We start from the raw sequence: 22,057 nt of genomic DNA, 5'->3' as shown, positions 1-22,057 counted from the left end.
TATTGACTCTTATCCTATTTGATTAATTGCATGATTTAATGCCTTTTTTACGCCCTTAAAACTTTTACCATTTGGTAAATTTACATGTAAAGTCATGTAATTAGTTTGAACAAAATATTTTTAAAAGAGATTAAATCTTCTAAAAAACAAGAGTATGATGTGCACAATTTATCTTTTGAGTGCTCATTTTATGTCCAATTGGTTTCCCAAATGGCGCCCGTACGAAGGCAATATTGATGCACGTCCTGTAGGTACAAATGAGTACCTACCTCCGGTGCAAAGTGTTGTATTGGGGATACAACATGCCTTTGCAATGTTTGGTGCAACTGTCCTTGCGCCATTTTTGATGGGCTTTGATGCCAACCTTGCGATTTTAATGTCGGGGATCTGTACCATCCTGTTCTTCTTTATGACAGGTGGTCGTGTACCAAGTTATTTAGGCTCTAGTTTTGCCTTTATTGGTGTGGTGATCGCGGCAACCGGTTATGCAGCATCAGGTACTGGCGCGCCAAATGCCAATATCGCGATGGCAGCAGGCGGGATTATGGCCTGCGGTATTTTATATGCCATTTTTGGTTTTATCGTGATGGCAACGGGTACCCGTTGGATTGAAAAACTTATGCCGCCTGTCGTTACAGGTGCAGTGGTGATGATCATTGGTCTCAACCTTGCCCCAGTGACCATTAAAGGGGTTGCCGGTAATAACTTTAATATGTGGATGGCTTTAGTAACCGTACTATGTATGGGTTCAATTGCTGTGTTCACCAAAGGTTTATTACAACGTCTATTACTCTTAGTTGGCCTTCTACTCGCTTACTTGGTGTATTACATCATTTCCAATGTCATGGGTCATGGCACACCAATCAACTTCGTTCCAGTACAAGATGCAGCTTGGTTTGGTGTTCCGCACTTCCATTCGCCTGTTTTTGATTTCAATGCCATGCTGATCATTGCACCGATTGCGTTGATTTTGGTTGCTGAAAACCTTGGCCACATCAAAGCTGTAGGTGCGATGACAGGTGAAAACCTCGATCCGCACATTGGTAAAGCCTTCGTTGCAGATGGTGTTGCAACCACACTATCAGGCGGTGTCGGCGGTCCGGGTATGACCACCTATGGCGAAAATATTGGTGTGATGGCAGTAACGCGTGTTTACTCGACCATCGTGTTTGTATTTGCAGGTGTATTCGCCATCTTCCTTGGTCTTTCTCCAAAGTTTGGTGCGATTATTCATACCATTCCGCAAGCCATTTTGACAGGTGCATCGATTGTTGTATTTGGTCTAATTACCATTGCAGGTGCGAAAATTTGGATTGAAAACAAAGTCGATTTCTCAAAAAATAAAAACCTGATGGTGGCAGCAGTCACGATTATTTTAGGTACAGGTGACTTTGCACTTCAATTCGGTAACTTCAACTTAGGCGGTATTGGTACTGCAACATTTGCAGCGCTGATTTTGAACTGGTTCTTTAGTTTGGGCGATAAATCAGAATAAGCCTCCAAAGCATTTAAAAAGAATACAATATTCATTTGAAAAGCGGCCGAAAGGTCGCTTTTTTTTATAGCTACACTTTCGGTAAGATAAGGCATTAGCCAAGGAATACACCCTATGCGACTGGATTTGTTCGACCTTCAATTGGTGCTGCACATTGTAGACAGCGGCAGTCTGACCAAAGGCGCTGCTCGTTCTGCCATCTCGCTACAAGCAGCCAGTGAACGGATTAAAAAACTCGAACAGCATTACCGCACAGCCCTGTTCACTCGCCAAGCCAAAGGGGTCAAACTGACTCTTGCCGGTCAAACCTTAGTTGTACATGCACAGCGCATCTTAGGTGAGGGGCAACAATTAGAACACGCGATGCTGCCCTTTGCCCATGGGCTAAGTTCCAATATGACCTTATGGTGTAATTCATCTGCACAAAGTGAATATTTGCCGGTCTTGCTGCCACGTTATTTACTGGAAAATCCCAATATACAAATTGAGCTGCATGAAGCAGAGTCTAAAGACATCATTGCAGCGATAGAGCAAGGTAATGCACAACTGGGCTTAATTTCAGGTTTCTTTAAATCTGCACAGTTACAAACACTTGAGTTTGCAAATGATCCTTTGGTACTGATTTGTCCTATAACTCATGAATTGGCCTCGATATCTAGCGTCAAACCCGCAGAGATTTTAAATTATCCCTTTGTCGGTTTGATGCAATATCATTCCTTACAACAATCGATCGAGGCTCAAGCCAAATTATTCGGCTGTGAAATTCAGTATCGGTTACGTTTGCCGAACTTTGCCGCGATCGCGCAAGTGGTGGCGAATGGTGTGGGCATTGCCATCATGCCAAAACGTGCGGCCCAACGATTACTCAGTTTGTATGCCTTTGCACAAGTTGAGCTCAGCGGTGAATGGGCCAATCGAAAACTGCTCCTTACCGCACGTAATTTTGATGATTTACCCTTAAATTATCAGCATTTCAGTCAGTTTCTACTGTCACAAAAATCTACTTTAGATGGCCAAGTCTAGGCTTTAAATCACGCCAAACTGGTGCAACATCATATAGCCACCGAGGGCAATCAACCCGATAAAAAACACCTTACGGAATTTTTGTTCTGGAATGCGGTAACGAATTTTTTTCCCTGCCCACATCCCAATGAGCGCTGGAATCAGTGCTATGGCTGACATGGCATAATCAATCGGGAGATCTTCCACTGGATTTTGCTGTAAGAACACTGCCAAACAAATGGTTGATGTGGTAAAGGCTAAACCGAGTGACTGTACGAGGTCATCACGTTTGAGCTGCAAACCTTGCAAATATGGCACCACAGGGATCACCACCACACCGGTCGCAACAGTCAGCGCTCCACCGAGATAACCGATCATTGGAGATAGCCATTTTTCATGTGGTGCAAAGTTCGGCAAGCTCTTGGCACAAAGCCCATACAGTCCGTATAGTGCCAACATGCCCCCCAGTAAAGCTTCACTTTTAAATTCACCATGTCCTAAAGTTGGAAAAATACTCCAAATTGAACCGACGATAATCCCAAGTAACAAGGACCAAAAGCGTTGAATTAGGCGCAGCACCTGCCCTTCGGCAAATAGTTGCCAAAAGTTGGTGACCATAGATGGAATAATCAATAACGTCGCTGCCTGAAATGGACTGATCACCATGGTGAGGAGGCCCATCGATACCGCAGGCAGGCCTAACCCAATCGTGCCTTTAATTAGACCTGCGATTGCAAAAACTGTGATGACGAACCAAATCATGGCGAAACTCGCAAAAGAATTGGCTCTATGCTATGCAATTCAGACACTTTGAAAAATCAGTGTTTTTGGAATAGAGCCTCAATAAAAAGTTGAGGCTAGGTTATAGCGTCTAAAGCAGATAGCGTAGATGGGCTAAACAAACTCTTTTGATTTCGAATAAGTTATAAGCGTATTGGTGGAATAGTGATATAAAAACCGTTCCAATATGCTGTTTACTAGAACGGTTTTTAATAAAATATTGATACTTATAGGAAAATTTCAAGAATTTCGCATAACGTGTATTATGTTAATTTTAGGAAAGCTTAATAAATCCGTGTTTAAAAATTAAACTAGAAAGATTTTGTATTACTATCAATTTAGAATTCCTCTCTTATAAATCTTATTTAATGACGCTATCTTTTTGTATTGATGAAGCTATTTTATCAATGGTAGTACGAACACGTATTGGTAAGAAATTTGATCTTTTCCATACAATTTGAATAGGATAGTTAGTACTTGAATAGTTAGTAAGTAGGTGTATTAATTGACCACTTTGTATATATTCTTGAATCAACCAGGAAGGTAACCAACCAATTCCTCCATGCATTAGTACATAATCTAATATGCTTTTTATGTCATCCATTTGAACTTTATTTTTTGGCAAATATTTCATAGTTTTATGATGAGAACTTTGAAATATCCACTTTTCAAGCTGCCCATTTTTCAAATATCCAATAGTCTGATGGTTATCTAAATCTTTGATGCTCTCAGGAACCTGGTATCTTTTTAAATATTCAGGTGTGGCACAGAGCCACATTGCATGCTCAGAAATCTTTTTAACCATTAATTGACTATTATCTTCTAAATTACCAATTCTTATCACTAGGTCATAATTATCTTCAATTAAATCAATATAACGATCATTAAAAGAAAGAACCATATTCAAATTTTGATGTTCATCTGCTAAGTCTCTTAATATCGGAACTATGAACTTTTGTCCAAATAATACAGGCATAGAGATACGTATCATTCCCTGAATATTTTGATTATTACTTTCAAATAATGTCTCAGCTATTAATAATTCTTGTACAGCCCGCTGGCTATGTTCATAGAAAATACTACCTTCTTCTGTGAGAGCTAAATGACGTGTATCTCTGTTAAAAAGTACTACTCCGAGCTGTACCTCAAGCTTTGAAATCATCTTACTGACAGCGGAACGAGTCAGATGTAATTTTTCTGATGCTTTAGTAAAACTTCCTTGTTCAACAACACTAATAAATGCCATCAAACTTTTCAGATCATTAACACGCATATTAGTTCCAATTGGGAATCAATGAGTTGATTTATTATCACTTTTGTATCCAATTTATCAATGATAATCTAATTAAAATTCATATTAGGAACCTTACTATGAACAGAATTTTAGTTATCAAATCTAGTTTTATGCAGGAAAAATCTCTAAGTAATCAGCTCATTAATAAATATTTATATAGACGTAAGCAAAGTGGTTATGTTGACCAAATAATTGAACATGATCTAGGAGCTATGAACTTACCAGTATTAAACTTAGAGATATTTAATGCCTTACGTGGAGAGGCGAATGAAAAACCTGAGGCAAAAGCAGCAGTAGCTCTCTCTGATCAATTTATTCAAGAGCTGAAAGATTGTGATCTATTATTGATTGCAGCACCAATGTATAACTTAAATGTACCAACCCAATTAAAAAACTGGTTCGACTTAATTGCACGAGCACGGGTAACTTTTCAATATACAGAAACCGCACCCGTAGGATTAATTAAAGGTGTTAAATCAATTATCTTTAGTTCACGTGGTGGTTTTCATCAAGATCTTCCAACAGATGCTGTTACGGCATATTTAATAGCAGTATTAGGATTAATTGGTATTGATAAGGTAGATTTTATATATGCTGAAGGCACTGATATTAAACCATTAGGGAAATCTAAAGCACTTGAATTAGCTTCACAGCAAATTGCTTTACAAACGAACGTAGGATTGTAAGTATATTCTTCCTTATGGAAATGAAATTATAATTTTCTATTGTTCTAAGGTTTCTATTTAACATAATAGAGCTTATACGAAATGAAAATGTTAGAACCCATTTAAAGTGTCTATATTCTCACCAATAAAAATGTCTAGTTTATGATGGTTTAACCATCATGGGCTGGATATAAAATATAGATGCTGATCACTATGTCTGATAAAGAGATTCAACGTCTTGCTGTACTGCAAGATGTTCGAGATCATCGTATTACCCAAGTCCGTGCTTCTGAAATCCTCAATCTTTCTCCCCCCCAAATTACCCTATTATTACAGAAGCTAAAGCAAGACGGTGTTTCACGCCTGACACATGCCAGTCGTGGTCAACCTGGCCATCGTCGCCATGATGAAGCCGTAAAGTCTGAATGCCTTTCCATTATTTCTGAACATCTGCTGGGCTTTGGCCCAACCTTGGCTCATGAGAAGCTGATGAGCATGTTTGGTCTGAATATTCCTGTGGAAACGGTTCGTCGCTGGATGACTGCCAATGAGCTCTGGATTCCGCGCTCCAAGCGTCTGAAACGGCCATATCAGCCTCGATATAACCGGGATTGCTTCGGTGAGTTGATCCAGATTGATGGTTCATATCATGACTGGTTTGAAGGACGAGCCGCCAAATGCTGCTTGCTGGTTTATATCGATGATGCCACTGGAAAGCTGTTGCATCTGCGCTTTTGTGAGGCTGAAACAACCTTTGATTATATGCTTTCAACCCGAGCCTACATTGAGCAATACGGCAAGCCGTTGGCCTTTTATAGCGATAAACACTCGGTATTCCGAGTCAATCAGAAATCCTGCCAAGACAGCAAGATCACGCAATTTGGGCGGATCCTCAACGAGTTAAACATTGATATTATCTTTGCCAACTCACCGCAGGCCAAAGGTCGTGTGGAACGTGCCAACAGGACACTTCAGGATCGTCTGATCAAGGAGATGCGTCTGGAAGGCATCAGTTCGATTGCCGAAGCCAATGCCTGGCTACCCTGCTTCATTGAGCAGTTCAATCAGAAGTTTGTCAAGTGTGCGAGAAATTCCAAGAACTTACATCGCCCTTTAACAGAGTTTGATGCTGAACTGGAGGATATTTTCACCTGGCAAGAAGCGCGTAAGGTCACGAAGAACCTGACCATCACGTATGACAAGTGTATTTATATACTTGAGCCAACAGCACTGAATCATAAGCTTGTTGGGCAATACATTTCATTTCTGGAGTATCCGGATGGCACTGTAGCGATCATGCATGAAGGACGGAAGATCAACTATAGCGCCTTCAATAAACTGGCTGGACTACAGCAAAATGCAGTTGTTGAGAATAAAAGATTAGGCTCGGTTCTAGCCCATATCCAGCAGCAACATGAAGATTTGGAGAAACAGAATAAACGTTCCCGTCTCAAGAAAAGTATGCCGAGTCGTAAAGCTCAGAAAGCCATCATTGAACAAAGAAATTTAAATCCTGTGCTTGACTCTTGTAGTTAAAAACAGGACATTTTAAATGGTTTATCGCATAGACATTTTAATTGGGGAATAACATAAATCCGTCCCAACTATGGGCGGATTTCTTTCAACTCACGTTGAATAAAATGCTGAATCATATCGCGGTATAAACGTTCCACAATATCTGCATTTACACCGTGCTCTGTGGCTTGTAGACGAATTTTACTTATTACCGCTTCGACACGCTCTGGTGATTGAACATCCTGTACTGAACGCTTAAAACGCACCGCTTGATCGACATAAAACTGACGTGCAGCAATGAGCTCAATAATCCCCTGATCAATCACATCAATCTGTGCGCGGGCTTGCTCTAATGACTCAACTTTTTCTTTCTTCATCTTCTCTGGCTTCACTTTCAGCGGTGTTTTCACTTTTATACTTCTCTTCTAACACATTACTGAAAATACTTTCAATCATCCATACGCGGTATAAGCTATTAAATACATAGCTTTGACCTGCAATACGTAATTCTAAAACAGGAAAATCAGGCTGTGACTTCATTTCACAGTGCATATCATTTTCTTTTAATTTTTCAGCAATATCGTTAGTAGTCAGTTCAGAAATCTCTAACTCATACTGTAAAGCCTGAAAATGTGCTTTAAAGGATAAATCACGCCCTTTGGTCCATACGGCTTCCAAAATGCGATGCATCACATCGACACGTTGCTCTTCAGGCGCACTGTAGTAAAGCTGTGACATAGCTAAAGTCGCAGCTTCTGTAGGTCGGCAAAATGGCGTGAACTTAACTTCCGTCCGTTTAGACAGACGAGTTGCCAAACTCCAGTCAAACAGATCACGACCGTGATACGACAATGGATACACATTCAGCTGAATATTATAATAGTCCGCCAATTCCTCACGAATATAAGCCAACAGTAACCATGAAATCGGATCTTCCATCGCGATGTAGAGATCAAGCTCAGGATCGAGTCCCTGAATTTCATTCAACTCTTCTGCATCACTGATCAGGTGCTCACGCCATTCAATATGATTGATCATAAAGATCGGGTTATCTGTCAGGAGTTTTTGTTGTTTTAAACGGCGCGTTAAACGAAGTAAATCATCTACAGCATGGTACTTACGTTCGCCAAATTCAAAATAACCCGTCAAAATTGGTAAGTCAGAAAAGATCCGTTCTGGAAAATCTTGCGCTTTATGATGACGGCTGGCCATCGCGTACAGTGTTCTCAGCTTGCCATACTGTTTTTGCCACAGCATGTGGAACACATCTTCAAGTAAATAGAGAAAGTCTTGGCCGCGTAATGGCGTATTTTTTAGAATAATTTCGGCTTGTTCTAAAGCTTCAGCGGTCGGTTGTTCAGGTGTTTCATGAAAACTAAAACGATGCTGCCGCGCTAAAATTTGGGCATCATTCAGACAATATTGTTGCCATTCTATCGAGGACATTTGATTAGGAGGTTCTGCACTCTGACGACAAATAATCACTTTTAGTGGTTTAATTTCATCACTGAGAATTTCTTCTAATTGAGGCAGCTGCTGCGCAGCCAAATAGCTATAGACATCATCCAGTCGAAGATAAACACTCAGACCTTGTTCCGTGGGTAACACCGCTTGTCGGGTCGGTTTCTGATAAAACCAACTCGATCGGATTGGATCGAACCAACGGCGTAACAGTGACATGCGTTTTTTGCCTCAAAATGATGGATTGTGCCGAACCTGCCAGCACATGCTTAAAATTCAACTTCTATTATGAAGCTGTTTTAAATGAGATATAAGCCTTGTGCAAAACTTATATCAAGTCAGGGCTGAATGTTCAATGTTTAACAATGGATTAGACGTCTAGATTTAGGTCAGTCACCGCACCTTTTTCCGCACCAGAGGTCAACTTGGCAAATTTAGCCAATGCGCCGTGGGTATAGTTTGGTTTCGGTTTGACCCAGGCCGCACGACGTGCAGAAATTTCATCCTCTGCCACATGCCAAGTCATTTCACGCGTTTCAGCGTTAATTGATATTTTATCGCCGTTTTTGACCAAGCCAATTGGGCCGCCTTCATAGGCTTCTGGTGTCACATGCCCGATCACAAAACCATGGCTGCCGCCCGAGAAACGCCCATCAGTCAACAGTGCAACAGATTGGCCTAGACCTTTACCAATAATCGCTGAAGTCGGTTTTAACATTTCCGGCATACCCGGCCCGCCTTTCGGCCCAACACCGCGGATCACCACTACTTCACCTTCTCGTACTTCGCCATCTAAAATACCGCGCATGGCACCCTGCTCACCCTCAAATACCCGCGCAGGCCCCTCAAAATACAGCCCTTCTTTACCGGTAATTTTAGCCACAGCACCTGTCGGTGATAAATTGCCTTTGAGCACTACTAAGTGCGAATCCTTTTTGATCGGTGCATCAAACGGCAGAATAATTTGTTGACCTGCAGGATAGTCTGCTACCTCCGCTAAGTTTTCCGCCAAAGTTTTGCCCGTAACGGTTAAGCAAGAACCATCGAGCATACCTGCATCCAGCATGCGCTTCATCAGCGGCTGAATACCACCAATGGCGATCAGTTCCGACATTAAATATTTACCCGATGGCCGCACATCGGCCACCACAGGAATATCTTTACCGATGCGCACAAAATCATCCAAAGACAGTTCCACGCCTGCGGTATGCGCCATGGCAATCAAATGCAGCACGCCATTGGTTGACCCACCTAAGGCAATTAGCACTTTAATCGAGTTTTCAAAAGCAGCTTTGGTCATAATGTCGCGCGGCTTAATATCGAGACGCAGTAGATTCATCACCGCCTCACCTGCACGCTGGCAATCGGCAATTTTATCCGCGGATACCGCTTCCTGTGCTGAAGACCCCGGCAAGCTCATGCCCAGTGCTTCAATCGCTGAAGCCATTGAATTGGCCGTGTACATACCACCGCATGAACCCGGCCCCGGCAGCGCGACTTCTTCAATCTGCTTCACTTGAATTTCATTGATTTCGCCTTTGGCATGCTGACCCACTGCTTCAAATACCGAGATCATATCGGTATGACCTGCTCCGGGTTTAATGGTGCCACCATAAATAAACAGACCCGGACGGTTTAAACGCGCCAAGCCCATGATGCAACCCGGCATGTTCTTGTCACAGCCGCCTATGGCAATTACGCCATCATAGGCCTGACAGCCCACCACAGCTTCAATAGAGTCGGCAATGATTTCCCGCGACAGCAGTGAATACTTCATACCTTCAGTACCATTGGAAATGCCGTCAGAAATCGTAATGGTATTGAAAATAATGCCTTTCCCGCCTGCAGCATTGACCCCGTTCTCAGCTTCACGCGCCAATCCATCAATATGCATATTACACGGCGTGACATTGGCCCAAGTCGAGGCGATGCCTATAAATGGGCGCTTAAAGTCAGCATCTTGGAAGCCCGTGGCACGCATCATGGAACGTGCAGGCGCATTTTCTATGCCGTCATAAACAGGTGCAGAATGTTCGCGGATATTATTTTTACTCATTGTTGTTCCTTGGCGATGGCTGATTTTGGCTTCAGCTTTGGCGGGTTCTTTTAAATTTATTGTATAGAAAGCGCTCGGCATGTAAAAGAAATTACATCTCAACAAAAGAGATTTTTAGCGCATGCAATACCATTCAATCACATGACAAAGCGACATGGATGTCGCTGTTTTCCTGTATGGCAGGGATGCAATATCAGGAGAACAAAAGATTTTTGTTACTTTTGATCTTTCAAAAGTAAGGGATTGCCTACACTAAGCCATATAAATTATAGCTACTATTCGAGGCTGTCTTTTTAGAATTTTAATGACATCCACTAATTATTAAATTTTATTTAGTTGCTTCAAGAAACATTATTTTCAATCAGATTAAGAAATCTATAACTTAGAATTATTGTCCCATTATTTCATTTAAAAGCTGATTACAGCGGAGTCTTACCTCTATAAAAGCTAATTTTCGGAGCTCGTATGTTACTTTTGTTTCGGCAAAAGCAACCAAAACCATTTGTCATCCGCAAAACTCGGCAACTGTTTGCAACTAAAAAAATGATCGCAGAAACATTCACTTTTAAATTACCGTTTGCCTCAGACAGTTGCGGATGACATTTCCTCGTATCCAATGCAAGTTATGTGGATGTAAATTAAAAAAGCACCCCATGTGGAGTGCTTTTTTATTTGGAGATCTAAAATTTAGATTTCACGTACTGCGCCTTTCGCCGCACTCGTGGTATGCATTGCATACGCTTTCAATGCTTTCGAAATTTTGCGTGGACGCTCTTCAACTGGATGCCAACCTTTGGCTTCTTGCGCTGCACGGCGAGCCGCCATCGTAGCGTCATCAACAGCTAAGTTGATGGTACGGTTTGGAATATCGATTTCGATTAAATCACCATCTTCCACCAAACCAATTGCACCGCCTTCTGCTGCTTCTGGAGATACGTGACCAATTGAAAGGCCTGATGAACCGCCAGAGAAACGACCGTCAGTCAATAACGCACATTCTTTGCCTAGACCTTTCGATTTCAGGTAGCTGGTTGGGTACAACATTTCTTGCATACCCGGACCACCACGTGGGCCTTCATAGCGAATCACAACCACATCACCGGCTTTGATTTCATTACCCAAGATCGCCTCTACTGCTGAATCTTGGCTTTCAAACACACGTGCAGTACCGTTGAATTTCAAGATTGAATCATCTACACCCGCAGTTTTTACGATACAACCATCGAGCGCAATGTTGCCATAAAGCACAGCTAAGCCACCGTCTTTCGAGAACGCATGTTCAGCATTACGGATCACGCCATTTTCACGGTCACCATCTAGTCGTTGGTAATATCGATCTTGTGAGAATGCAGTTTGCGTTGGTACACCGCCCGGCGCTGAACGGAAGAATTGGTAAACGTCTTCATTTTCAGTACGGATAATGTCCCATTTATCTAAAGCATCTTTTAAGCTTGCTTCGTGAACAGTACCCACAGATGTGTCCAATAAGCCTGCACGGTCTAATTCACCGAGAATGGACATGATACCGCCAGCACGGTGTACATCTTCCATATGTACGTCGTTTTTCGCAGGTGCAACTTTACAGAGTACAGGCACTTTACGAGATAAACGGTCAATGTCGTCCATCGTGAAATCAACGCCAGCTTCATTGGCTGCAGCCAACAAGTGTAGAACGGTATTGGTTGAACCACCCATCGCGATGTCTAAAGTCATTGCATTTTCATACGAGGCTTTGGTCACCATTTCACGTGGCAATACGCTGTAATCATCTTGTTCATAATGACGTTTAGCCAATTCAACAATTAAAGAGCCTGCGCGTTCGAATAATTTTTTACGGTTTGCATGTGTTGCCAGTGTAGAACCGTTACCCGGTAAAGACAGACCCAATGCTTCTGTTAAGCAGTTCATTGAGTTTGCGGTGAACATACCTGAGCATGAACCGCAAGTTGGGCATGCAGAACGTTCGTATTCAGCAACTTCTTCATCGGTATAGTTGTCATCTGCAGCTACAATCATGGCATCAATCAAGTCGATCGCTTTGTCATTGCCACGAATTTTGACTTTACCCGCTTCCATTGGGCCGCCAGACACAAACACCACTGGAATGTTCAAGCGCATTGCCGCCATCAACATCCCTGGGGTAATTTTGTCACAGTTGGAAATACATACCATGGCATCGGCACAGTGCGCGCTTACCATGTATTCCACAGAGTCTGCAATTAAGTCTCGTGAAGGTAATGAATACAGCATCCCGTCATGGCCCATCGCAATACCGTCATCGACTGCGATAGTATTGAACTCTTTGGCTACACCGCCTGCTTGCTCAATTTGACGCGCCACGAGTTGACCAAGGTCTTTAAGATGAACGTGACCCGGTACAAATTGAGTAAATGAGTTCACGACGGCAATAATTGGTTTACCGAAGTCTTCATCTTTCATACCAGTTGCGCGCCATAAGCCGCGCGCACCCGCCATATTTCTTCCGTGTGTCGATGTTTTTGAACGATAGTCAGGCATTTTATATTTCCAACAAAGTTTGAGCTTGAAATGAATCCTACAGATTCACTCTGGCTAAATCATACTGACAATGATGTAAAATCAGTCGAATTTTAAACCTATCATACACCAAGCCATTGTTTTTAAAGATGGCTTTTTAAGCTGAGATTTGGGCAGATGGGTCTATCAATAAAAACGAGTGATTTGACGACAAAAATCTTTTAACTGAAATCTACTATACCGTCATCAATGGCTGCACAATACAAAACTTTCATGAATAATTTTTAAATTTTATATAAATATAATTTATTTAAAAATTGCAAATTTGCGATTTTGGGTTATGAAATCATTGAGCTTGGACAGCTTCAAAGTTGCAAAAATCAATTTCTAATGTTCTAAATTACGCATTAATCATTTGCTATAATCCACATATTCAACACAGATTCGGTTCATTCATTTTGAAAATCATCTTTGCCGGTACGCCAGAATTTGCCGCAACAGCACTAGCTGCATTGCTCAACACACAACATGAAATTGTTGCGGTATACACTCAACCTGACCGCAAAGCTGGACGTGGACAAAAACTCACAGCTTCTGCCGTAAAGCAATTGGCTTTAAAGCACCATATTCCTGTTTACCAACCCCTTCATTTCAAATCATCGACTGAAGAAGGTTTAGCCGCACAAGCTGAATTAGCCGCTTTAAATGCCGATGTTATGGTGGTTGCAGCCTATGGTTTGATCTTGCCGCAAGTCGTGCTAGATACCCCGAAATATGGTTGTCTGAATATTCATGGTTCATTGCTGCCACGTTGGCGCGGTGCAGCACCGATTCAACGTGCCATCGCAACAGGTGATATTGAAACAGGTGTCACCATTATGAAAATGGCAGCCGGACTCGATACTGGCGACATGATGTATAAAACCATCTGCCCGATTGAAGCAACGGATACCTCTGCAACTTTGCATGACAAACTTGCAGAGCAAGGTGCAACTGCAATTGCTGCCGTTTTAGACACTGAACAAACATTGCAGCAATATTTAGACAGCCGTGAAGTCCAAGACGAAGCATTAACAGTTTATGCACATAAGCTTTCAAAAGCCGAAGCAAAAATTGATTGGTCCATCGATGCCGTACAAATCGATCGTAATATTCGCGCCTTTAATCCGTGGCCGGTAGCATTTATTCAGTTAGATGAACAAAACAACTTACGTGTTTGGCATTCTGAACTTTCTGCTGTGTCTGCACCGAACGCTCAAGCAGGTGAAATCATCGCTATCGATAAAAAAGGCATACACGTTGCCTGTGCCAATGGCAGCGTGATTATTTTGACCTCTTTACAATGGCCAGGCGCTAAACCACTCAACCCTGTACAAATTTTACAAACCCAAAAATTGACTATTGGACAAATTTTATAATGAAGCAATCTCCCAACGCCTCGACCCGAGACCTTAATTTACGTGCTCAGGTAGTGAAGACGTTATTGGCTGTCCAAAATGGTCAATCGCTGCAATCTGTCCTCGCGCAGCAAATGAATATCGTGTCAGATAAAGACCGTGCGTTATTCCATGAATTGGTGCTTGGTTGTTTACGTCAATGGTACGCATTGAAACAACTGACTTTACCGCTTCTGTCTAAACCGGTAGATAACCAAGTGGTTGAAACCTGTTTATACCTTGGTTTATACCAATTGTTGTGTACCCGTGTCGCAGCTCATGCTGCAATTTCTGAAACGGTGGAAGCTGCAAAACAATTGGGTATGGGAAGTCTAAGTGGCTTAATCAACGCAATTTTGCGCCGTGCAACACGTGAAACAGAACAGTTCTACGATGTACTTGAACAAGCCACAAATCTACCAAGTTGGTTATCTAAACGTTTGAAAAAAGACTGGGGCGAACAATTTGATGAACTTAGTTATGAGCTTAAGCAAATTGCACCACTGACTTTACGTGTTAATACACGCCAAGTCAGCCGTGACGAATACCTCGATATTTTGCAAGATGAAGGCATCGATGCACATCGCTGTGAACTCTCTAATGTCGGTATTGTGATGGACGAAAGCCTGCATATTCCAAGCTTACCGGGCTTTGAAGCAGGTGGTTTCTCGGTACAAGATGAACATGCTCAACTGTGTGCAACACTATTACCAAATCTCGATGGTAAATTTGTGATTGATGCTTGTGCTGCGCCGGGTGGTAAAACCGCACATATTTTAGAGACTTTCCAACCGAAGAAACTCATTGCACTGGATCAAGATGAAAAGCGTCTAAAACGTGTGGTTGAAAACCTTGATCGTTTGGATCTCGATGGTAAACATGTTGAAATTCAGACTGCCGATGCCATCACCTATACTGCTCCTGAACTTGCTGATTGTATCGTGCTCGATGCCCCATGTACTGCTGTCGGTGTAATGCGTCGTCATCCTGATATACGTTTACTACGTCAATCGGGCGACATTGCAAAAACTGTAGTGTTACAAAAACAAATTTTGGAAAACATGTGGAAGCAGCTTAAAGTCGGCGGCACGCTGCTTTATATCACATGCTCGATTTTAAAAGCTGAAAATGAACAGCAAATGGTTGAGTTCTTTGCCAATCATGCCGATGCCCAAGAAATTAAAATTGAAGCGGATTGGGGTGTTGAACAAATCCATGGTCGTCAATTGTTCCCGAAAGTGGGTTATGGCGATGGCTTCTTCTACTGCCGCATTCAAAAAACAGCTTAATCTACAATAGAATTTGCTTTTTAGTACCACATAAAAAAGGAACCCGAGGGTTCCTTTTTTATCAACGATGAAGCTTAATCTTCTTCATCTGGATGTTTTGCTAAATGGATCGACGCTAAGATCAAACCGCCCCAAAGCAAAACAATTGAAATGATCATCATGATTAATGCAGATGTATTCATGTTATTTCTCCTCAGGGTTTTTGTCTTTCATGCAACTAAATACAATGGCACCAAGCACAAAGATCGCAATGACTAAACCGGCTACAGGCAATAACACGTCAACTGGATAACCACCATAGCCTTTAGATGCAACGTCTTTAATGGTTAAGCCTAAAGCTACTAATAATGAAAGCGGAGTAACAACCGTTAATAAGAAGTTCCAACCAAAGCCCAATTTGATACTTGAATATTGATTCACATGATCACGTAATTGCGCAAGCAATGGACGACGGAACCAAGACACCAAGATAATCGAGAACAAACCACCCGCTACGATACCAATGTTATTGGCGAAGTAGTCAATGATGTCAACGAAAGTAATCGCACTGTGGGTTGAGAAAATTAAGGTCGATACAATGGCAGAACCACCCGCAACAATCGTTACAGCTTTTTTACGTGACCAGCCGAATTTATCTTGGAACGACGCAATTGGCACTTCCAAAATACTCACCATTGACGTGATACCCGCAACAGCAAGTGATGAGAAGAACAAGAAACCAAATAAATCACCGCCCGTACCCAAGCTCGAAATGATTTTCGGGAAAGCAATAAACGCAAGACCAATACCGCCTGAAACCACTTCATTTACAGGTACGCCCGCACTATGCGCCATAAAGCCCAATGCCGCAAAAATACCAATACCCGCTAAAATTTCAAATGATGAGTTGGCTAATGCAACGACTACACCTGAACCGGTCAAGTTGGTTTTTGCTTTTAAGTAAGACGCATAGGTCAACATGATCCCGAAACCAATCGATAACGAGAAGAAGATATGACCAAAGGCTGCTAACCATACTTTATAGTCAGTCATCGCTTCCCAGTTTGGTGTAAAGAATGCATTTAGACCTTCTGTAGCCCCAGGTAAACGCACCGCTTGAATCACCAAAATCGAGAATAAAATCACCAACAATGGAATAAAGATTTTATTCGAAAGCTCAACACCCTTCTTCACACCACCATATAAGATGAACATAGTAATCGCCCAAACAATCACCAATCCAAAAAATAAGGTCGGTACAAAACCAAAGGCAATTCCATCGGCATTTTGCAAGTAGGTATTAAAGAAGAAGCCTTGCGTATCTTCACCCCATTTTTGACCAATTGAGTAGAAAATATAACTGCCGGCCCATGACAATACGCTGGCATAGTAGATTCCGATGATGAGTGTCACCATCACTTGCCACCAGCCTAATGCCTCACTGTTCATAAGTTTTTTATATGCAGTAGGCGGTGCTTTTCGGAATTTATGCCCCACTGCATAATCTAAGAATAATAAAGGCAAACCCGCTGCAAAAATTGCAATTAAATAGGGAATTAAAAATGCACCGCCACCATTTTCATATGCCACGTAAGGGAAACGCCAAATGTTTCCCAAACCTACAGCGGAACCAATAGCGGCAATGATAAATCCTGATCGTGCCGACCAGTTTTCACGATTATCTGACATAGAACACCTAAACCTCAGGCATCTTTAACTGCTGCTTGTTATGGTTATATCGCGAGCAAAAAAAGAACCATAAAAATAAAATTCTGGGTGTTTGATCTGGTGAGATACCTTGTGAGCGTCTATACCAAATTGCAAACAGAAAAATCACATGCGCATTTTGGTTAAAAACACCACAAATAACTTTCCCTTTGTATGAATTAACAATACTCACTTTTTTTAAGTTTTTCTGTAATTTCTACGGCAAATATTCCATTTTTATAATGTGTTTAGGCTTAAATGTTCATTTAATCAGCTTATTTTTCATACAATTTAAGTTATCAATAATATAACTTTTAGGAATATTTTATTTCCAATTAAATTTTTAAAGTTATTTCACTCGATAATGTCCGGTAATTTGATAGGCATGTAAAATATCTTCTTCCTGTGTGCCCTCTCCTATATTATGGATGATGAGCGGAACATCGCTACCTTTCATTTTACGATCTGAAACCACACCGATATGCACTAAACCACGCCCTAAGTCCCAAGTGACAATATCACCTGCCAAATACTGCTTATCTTTGGCTACATAGCCCTGACGTTGCATCCAGGTTTGAATATTGGGAACACGCCGATGATCAATATTTTTATCTGTTCCTTTTAAGCCCCATTTTTGTGGATACTGCTTAAAATTGGCTTTCATATCTTCATGAATGGCTTGTTGTAAATCAATCCCTTGCTGTCGCAATGCACGAATAATTACATCGGTACAAACACCCTTGATTAAAGGGACATCTCCCATCGGATAACGCAGTGCAGTATATGCAGGATCATAATATAAGGTTTTCCCAATTTGACTGCGTGCATCGGTCACCATTTGAGTGGCGTTAAAGGCAAAGACAGCCATATTCACGGTCATCAAACTGACCAATAATAAAATTCGTTTCATTTTTACTTATTCTCTTTAGATTTTTGAAATGATTCAAAAACTGGGCTTCGAACAGATCCATACTGAACCAAGCCCATGTTTAAACAGCTACAGTTTTATCGCCAATACGCGTTCTTCTTGCATATCTCGAATGGCAGACTGAATCCCTTCACGGCCTAAGCCAGAATCTTTTACGCCACCATATGGCATGTTATCGACACGGAAAGATGGAATGTCATTAATAATCACTCCACCGACATCTAAGTGATTCCACGCATACAGCATTTTATTCAAATTTTGCGTATAGATGCCCGCTTGTAAACCAAAACGGCTGCTATTAATTTTGGCGATGCCTTTTTCAAAATTTTTGTATTTCTCTAAAATCGCTACAGGGCCAAAGATTTCATCTTTATACACTTCTAGTGATTCATCGACATTTTCCAATAAAATTGGATCGAGCAAAGCCCCCTGATGTTCACCACGAACCAATGCTTTAGCACCTTTTTTTACTGCTTTATCGACCCATTTATGCACGCGTGTTGCTTCAGCTTCTTTAATCATTGGACCGACCATGGTACTTTCTAAATGAGGATCAGCGGCTTTAAGCTGCTTCATTCTCGCCACGAGTTTTTTCTTCACATCGGCATAGATATCGGCGTGCACCAAGATGCGTTGTACGCTGATACACACCTGCCCTGCATGGTTATACGCCCCACCGACTAAGCGTTCAATAAATGCCGCTGAAATTTCAGTATCAGGCTCAACCAATACCGCAGCATTACCACCAAGTTCCAAAGTCACTTTTTTACGTCCCGCACGCGCTTTCATATCCCAGCCGACAACATCGGAACCGGTAAAGCTGAGCAGTTTAAATCGGTCGTCTGTGACCAAGACATCTGCGTGTTCACGTGGACAAGGTAAAACTGAAAAAGCACCTTTAGGTAAATCCGTTTCTGCCAAAACTTCCGCAATTTTTAAAGCTGAAATAGGCGTCAAACTTGCAGGCTTCAAAACAAATGGACAGCCTGCGGCAATGGCAGGTGCAATTTTATGCGCAGTCAGATTGATCGGAAAATTAAACGGGCTGATCAACGATACAGGACCAATTGGCACATGTTTGACCATGCCTTGATAGCCAGATGCCGCTGCGGTAACCGCCAATGGGATCATGCGACCATCATCCATCTGTGTGACAGCATCGGCAGCAATTTGAAAGGTATTAATTAAACGTTCAACTTCAGCAGCTGCGGCTTTACGCGGTTTTCCACCTTCCGCAATTAAAATTTCAGTCAATTCTGCACGCATTTCATTAAAACGTTTAACACAGTGCAGTAAGATTTTTTGTTTTTGAAAAGGTTCCAATGCCGCCATTGCAGCGCTAGATTTAACCGCTGAATCAATGGCTTTTTCAATGGTTGCAGCATCTGCGAGTGCAACGCGTGCATATACGTCTTGGGTATATTTTTGATCCACTTCTAACCACTGATCGGTAGTCGCTGCTTTACCTGCAACATAGAGCGGATAGTCTTTTATATCTTGTACGGCTTTGGACATGACGATATTTCCATGATCTTGAGACATTATTGATAAATGTGAATAAATCTATGCCCTCTATCATGCGCTGACTGAACACAGAGTTCACTATATTTAAGTAACAAAATGAACCACAAGCCTCAAACTCAGCTACCTAATTGCCCTGAATACCATCCCTATTTTCAGATCTATGCTTGCACTGAAAAAATGATGATCGAGTCTCTATATAACAATGACATTAAATTAGAAAAGGTGTGTAAAATAAAAAAATCTCATTATTTATCAATTTTTTAATCAATCATTTAACCTAAATTCAATGATAAAATTATAAGTACAACATAAAAAAGCCCATCAAATGACGGGCTTTTTAAATCTATGATTTAGCTATACGAACGCTGTGTTTTCACTGAAGCCTTATTCACATTTTCTAAAGCGGCAACTTCTTCATCCGTTTGCGCTTTGCGAATAAAGAACACTGCAATTGCTGCGATGACTACTGGAATTCCCACAGCCATAAAATTAATTTGATGTGGCAGTTCTTGTGATAATAAATAGCCGATCAGAATCGGGCCAACAATCGCACCTGTACGCCCCACAGCAGATGCCCAACCAATACCTGTAGAACGAACAGACAGCGGATAATACTGTGCAACATAGCTATAGAGTAAGATTTGAGAACCAATTGCTGATGCACCTGCGACTGCAACCAACAGGTAGATCACAGGCTGTGGAGAATTAAAGCCGAGTAAAGATAATGCCACAGCACCTGCCAGACATAATGTAATGATCACCGGTTTTAAATGGAACTTATCCGCTAAGATACCTCCCCCAATCGTACCAATTACCGCACCAATGTTCATCGCCAATAGGAACGTCAAACTGCTACCTAATGAATAACCTGCGGCCATCATTAGTTTTGGTAACCAACTACCTAATGCATACAGGGTTAATAGACACATAAAGAAGCATAGCCAAAACAACATCGTACTTATGCCACGACCTTGCTTATACAATGCTCTAACAGACGCTCCACCCGGAACAGCAACTTCAGTCAGTTCAAGTTGAGTATTTGCAGTCACCGTTTGCTCTGGTGCAATGGTTTGAATCATCCTACGAGCTTCATCGTGACGATTCACCTTCACCAAAAATGTGAGCGATTCAGGTAAAAACTTCCAAGCAAACGGCAACAGTAACAGTGGGATACCCGCAATGAAGAACATGATTTGCCAGCCATAATCCGCAGTAAACCATGAACCAAATAAAGCGGCCATGATGCCACCCATTGCATAACCACTGAACATAGTGGTCACTAAAGTACTGCGTAGATGCTTAGGTGCATATTCAGACGTCAATGCCACAAGGTTCGGTAATACTCCACCAATGCCAAGTCCAGCAATAAAACGTAAAGCACCAAATTCAGTAGGATTTGATGCAAAACCGCCTAGAAATGTGAATGTACTGAATAAAAATACACAGATCATGATGACTTTCTTACGGCCAATCTTATCAGCCAAAGTACCAAACATCATGGCACCAAACATCATCCCTGCAAGTGCTGTACTCGCAAGCATGCCTGCCTGAACAGCTGTTAATCCCCAATCTTTCATCAATAAAGGCAGCGCAACACCATTGATCGCTAAGTCATAACCATCAAATAAAATAAGAATTAGACACCACATCATGATGCTGAAATGCGATTTTGTGAACTTAGCGTTATCGACAACGCTATTCACATTCATTGTGCTTGCAGACATTGAACCTCACCTCCAATTGTGAGTTTTATTTTTCGCTACAATGCCGTTTTTCAATGTAAATTGTCCAAAATTACAAAGGTATAGATCCATACCTTTCAGATATATCCATGTTGTTTGGGAATAAAATGTCATAAAAACTTAGATATTTTTGAAATATTTATACATAAAAAAGTCGATGGACTGCGGGTCTAGTTTTTATAATGATTAATTATCAATGTGTTATTAGAAGCTAAATCACAATCAGACGATAGATTATTTGATATGAAAATTGTCAGAATAAAACTCAAATTTTATAGAAAAAAATCGCAGTTCTACGATCTAAGTCGTAGATTTCTAAATCATAAGTCATCAGCCATCACTTAAGTCGATAATTAGACATTTAAACTGTTGTTTTAGCTGACTTACATTCAGGTTTTCCGACATTTTTAAGCTGAGAATTCCCTCAATTGATGATTTTTAAATGCGTTTATTGTCTAATAATTATCCATGTTTAGATAATTCAAGCCACAATCTATCAATATTTTTATCATCTCCCTGTTTTGTGCTTCTGCTTTTCTTCTTATTTACCTTTCCCTCACGCATAAAAAAACACCCCCTGACGTATCAGGGGGTGTTTCGAATAATGAGCTGGCGATGACTTACTCTCACATGGGTAACCCCACACTACCATCAGCGCTAAGAGGTTTCACTTCTGAGTTCGGGAAGG

General features: G+C 41.4%; 17 protein-coding genes. 6 read left to right on the top strand and 11 right to left on the bottom strand.

Features of this window, described 5'->3' with window-relative positions:
- Positions 1 to 190 precede the first annotated feature (190 nt).
- Positions 191 to 1,495 (top strand): solute carrier family 23 protein, encoded by a 1,305-nt coding sequence (locus FTU29_RS12220; RefSeq protein ID WP_180041602.1) that lies wholly within the window; start codon positions 191 to 193, stop codon positions 1,493 to 1,495.
- 114 nt (positions 1,496 to 1,609) lie between these two features.
- Positions 1,610 to 2,518: a LysR family transcriptional regulator gene (locus FTU29_RS12215; protein ID WP_180122081.1), complete on the top strand. Its 909-nt coding sequence runs from the start codon at positions 1,610 to 1,612 to the stop codon at positions 2,516 to 2,518.
- A 3-nt stretch (positions 2,519 to 2,521) separates the two neighbouring features.
- Here the strand turns inward: FTU29_RS12215 and FTU29_RS12210 are convergent, their stop codons facing one another.
- Positions 2,522 to 3,259, bottom strand: coding sequence for a sulfite exporter TauE/SafE family protein (locus FTU29_RS12210; RefSeq protein ID WP_180122079.1), 738 nt, complete (start codon positions 3,257 to 3,259; stop codon positions 2,522 to 2,524).
- 379 nt (positions 3,260 to 3,638) lie between these two features.
- Positions 3,639 to 4,550 carry a LysR family transcriptional regulator gene (locus FTU29_RS12205; RefSeq protein ID WP_078194112.1) on the bottom strand — a complete coding sequence of 304 codons (912 nt, stop codon included), beginning with the start codon at positions 4,548 to 4,550 and terminating at the stop codon, positions 3,639 to 3,641.
- 98 nt (positions 4,551 to 4,648) lie between these two features.
- Between FTU29_RS12205 and FTU29_RS12200 the strand changes: the two genes are divergently transcribed.
- A complete protein-coding gene (locus tag FTU29_RS12200; protein WP_180122077.1) occupies positions 4,649 to 5,257 on the top strand; it encodes an FMN-dependent NADH-azoreductase in 609 nt (202 codons plus the stop codon).
- A gap of 180 nt (positions 5,258 to 5,437) precedes the next feature.
- Positions 5,438 to 6,772: an ISNCY family transposase gene (locus FTU29_RS12195; RefSeq protein WP_180122075.1), complete on the top strand. Its 1,335-nt coding sequence runs from the start codon at positions 5,438 to 5,440 to the stop codon at positions 6,770 to 6,772.
- 68 nt (positions 6,773 to 6,840) lie between these two features.
- On the opposite strand, the gene FTU29_RS12190 is transcribed toward FTU29_RS12195, so the two are convergent.
- The 4 genes from FTU29_RS12190 to ilvD (FTU29_RS12175) form a co-directional block, all read right to left on the bottom strand.
- Complete coding sequence (locus FTU29_RS12190) at positions 6,841 to 7,128, bottom strand: chorismate mutase (RefSeq protein ID WP_078191648.1); 288 nt, start codon at positions 7,126 to 7,128, stop codon at positions 6,841 to 6,843.
- Positions 7,109 to 8,431 carry a hypothetical protein gene (locus FTU29_RS12185; RefSeq protein ID WP_180122073.1) on the bottom strand — a complete coding sequence of 441 codons (1,323 nt, stop codon included), beginning with the start codon at positions 8,429 to 8,431 and terminating at the stop codon, positions 7,109 to 7,111. Before FTU29_RS12185 ends, FTU29_RS12190 begins: the two co-directional genes overlap by 20 nt.
- A 151-nt stretch (positions 8,432 to 8,582) precedes the next feature.
- Positions 8,583 to 10,268 carry a dihydroxy-acid dehydratase gene (gene ilvD / locus FTU29_RS12180; RefSeq protein WP_180122071.1) on the bottom strand — a complete coding sequence of 562 codons (1,686 nt, stop codon included), beginning with the start codon at positions 10,266 to 10,268 and terminating at the stop codon, positions 8,583 to 8,585.
- Between the two features lie 687 nt (positions 10,269 to 10,955).
- Complete coding sequence (gene ilvD, locus FTU29_RS12175) at positions 10,956 to 12,785, bottom strand: dihydroxy-acid dehydratase (protein WP_180107271.1); 1,830 nt, start codon at positions 12,783 to 12,785, stop codon at positions 10,956 to 10,958.
- A 437-nt stretch (positions 12,786 to 13,222) separates the two neighbouring features.
- On the opposite strand from ilvD (FTU29_RS12175), the gene fmt reads away from it, so the two are divergent.
- Positions 13,223 to 14,182 (top strand): methionyl-tRNA formyltransferase, encoded by a 960-nt coding sequence (gene fmt, locus FTU29_RS12170; RefSeq protein ID WP_180122069.1) that lies wholly within the window; start codon positions 13,223 to 13,225, stop codon positions 14,180 to 14,182.
- A complete protein-coding gene (rsmB, locus tag FTU29_RS12165) occupies positions 14,182 to 15,489 on the top strand; it encodes a 16S rRNA (cytosine(967)-C(5))-methyltransferase RsmB (RefSeq protein WP_180122067.1) in 1,308 nt (435 codons plus the stop codon). The genes fmt and rsmB overlap by 1 nt, the downstream gene beginning before the upstream one ends.
- Before the next feature lie 74 nt (positions 15,490 to 15,563).
- Here the strand turns inward: rsmB and FTU29_RS12160 are convergent, their stop codons facing one another.
- From FTU29_RS12160 to FTU29_RS12140, 5 genes are all read right to left on the bottom strand, one after another.
- Positions 15,564 to 15,671 (bottom strand): methionine/alanine import family NSS transporter small subunit, encoded by a 108-nt coding sequence (locus FTU29_RS12160; RefSeq protein WP_078191653.1) that lies wholly within the window; start codon positions 15,669 to 15,671, stop codon positions 15,564 to 15,566.
- Between the two features lies 1 nt (position 15,672).
- The gene (locus tag FTU29_RS12155) at positions 15,673 to 17,157 is read right to left on the bottom strand and encodes a sodium-dependent transporter (RefSeq protein ID WP_180122065.1); all 1,485 of its coding nucleotides are present in this window, start codon (positions 17,155 to 17,157) and stop codon (positions 15,673 to 15,675) included.
- A 367-nt stretch (positions 17,158 to 17,524) separates the two neighbouring features.
- A complete protein-coding gene (locus FTU29_RS12150) occupies positions 17,525 to 18,055 on the bottom strand; it encodes a DUF1287 domain-containing protein (RefSeq protein ID WP_373423621.1) in 531 nt (176 codons plus the stop codon).
- A gap of 117 nt (positions 18,056 to 18,172) precedes the next feature.
- On the bottom strand, positions 18,173 to 19,618 hold the full coding sequence (locus FTU29_RS12145; RefSeq protein WP_180122061.1) for an aldehyde dehydrogenase family protein: 1,446 nt from the start codon (positions 19,616 to 19,618) through the stop codon (positions 18,173 to 18,175).
- A gap of 359 nt (positions 19,619 to 19,977) precedes the next feature.
- Positions 19,978 to 21,351 (bottom strand): MFS transporter, encoded by a 1,374-nt coding sequence (locus FTU29_RS12140; RefSeq protein ID WP_180066004.1) that lies wholly within the window; start codon positions 21,349 to 21,351, stop codon positions 19,978 to 19,980.
- Positions 21,352 to 22,057: the final 706 nt, after the last annotated feature.

Source organism: Acinetobacter sp. YH12086 (assembly GCF_013419345.1).
GTDB classification, from domain to species: Bacteria; Pseudomonadota; Gammaproteobacteria; order Pseudomonadales; family Moraxellaceae; genus Acinetobacter; species Acinetobacter amyesii.
The sequence above is the reverse complement of the archived record's forward strand: the minus strand, read 5'-3'. Positions and strand labels throughout refer to the sequence as shown.

Excerpts from the sequence above, each read along its gene's own strand:
- FTU29_RS12220 (WP_180041602.1), top strand. The coding sequence starts at position 191 with ATGTCCAATTGGTTTCCCAAATGGCGCCCGTACGAAGGCAATATTGAT.
- FTU29_RS12215 (WP_180122081.1), top strand. The coding sequence starts at position 1,610 with ATGCGACTGGATTTGTTCGACCTTCAATTGGTGCTGCACATTGTAGAC.
- FTU29_RS12210 (WP_180122079.1), bottom strand. The coding sequence starts at position 3,259 with ATGATTTGGTTCGTCATCACAGTTTTTGCAATCGCAGGTCTAATTAAA.
- FTU29_RS12205 (WP_078194112.1), bottom strand. The coding sequence starts at position 4,550 with ATGCGTGTTAATGATCTGAAAAGTTTGATGGCATTTATTAGTGTTGTT.
- FTU29_RS12200 (WP_180122077.1), top strand. The coding sequence starts at position 4,649 with ATGAACAGAATTTTAGTTATCAAATCTAGTTTTATGCAGGAAAAATCT.
- FTU29_RS12195 (WP_180122075.1), top strand. The coding sequence starts at position 5,438 with ATGCTGATCACTATGTCTGATAAAGAGATTCAACGTCTTGCTGTACTG.
- FTU29_RS12190 (WP_078191648.1), bottom strand. The coding sequence starts at position 7,128 with ATGAAGAAAGAAAAAGTTGAGTCATTAGAGCAAGCCCGCGCACAGATT.
- FTU29_RS12185 (WP_180122073.1), bottom strand. The coding sequence starts at position 8,431 with ATGTCACTGTTACGCCGTTGGTTCGATCCAATCCGATCGAGTTGGTTT.
- ilvD (WP_180122071.1), bottom strand. The coding sequence starts at position 10,268 with ATGAGTAAAAATAATATCCGCGAACATTCTGCACCTGTTTATGACGGC.
- ilvD (WP_180107271.1), bottom strand. The coding sequence starts at position 12,785 with ATGCCTGACTATCGTTCAAAAACATCGACACACGGAAGAAATATGGCG.
- rsmB (WP_180122067.1), top strand. The coding sequence starts at position 14,182 with ATGAAGCAATCTCCCAACGCCTCGACCCGAGACCTTAATTTACGTGCT.
- FTU29_RS12160 (WP_078191653.1), bottom strand. The coding sequence starts at position 15,671 with ATGAATACATCTGCATTAATCATGATGATCATTTCAATTGTTTTGCTT.
- FTU29_RS12155 (WP_180122065.1), bottom strand. The coding sequence starts at position 17,157 with ATGTCAGATAATCGTGAAAACTGGTCGGCACGATCAGGATTTATCATT.
- FTU29_RS12150 (WP_373423621.1), bottom strand. The coding sequence starts at position 18,055 with ATGACCGTGAATATGGCTGTCTTTGCCTTTAACGCCACTCAAATGGTG.
- FTU29_RS12145 (WP_180122061.1), bottom strand. The coding sequence starts at position 19,618 with ATGTCCAAAGCCGTACAAGATATAAAAGACTATCCGCTCTATGTTGCA.
- FTU29_RS12140 (WP_180066004.1), bottom strand. The coding sequence starts at position 21,351 with ATGTCTGCAAGCACAATGAATGTGAATAGCGTTGTCGATAACGCTAAG.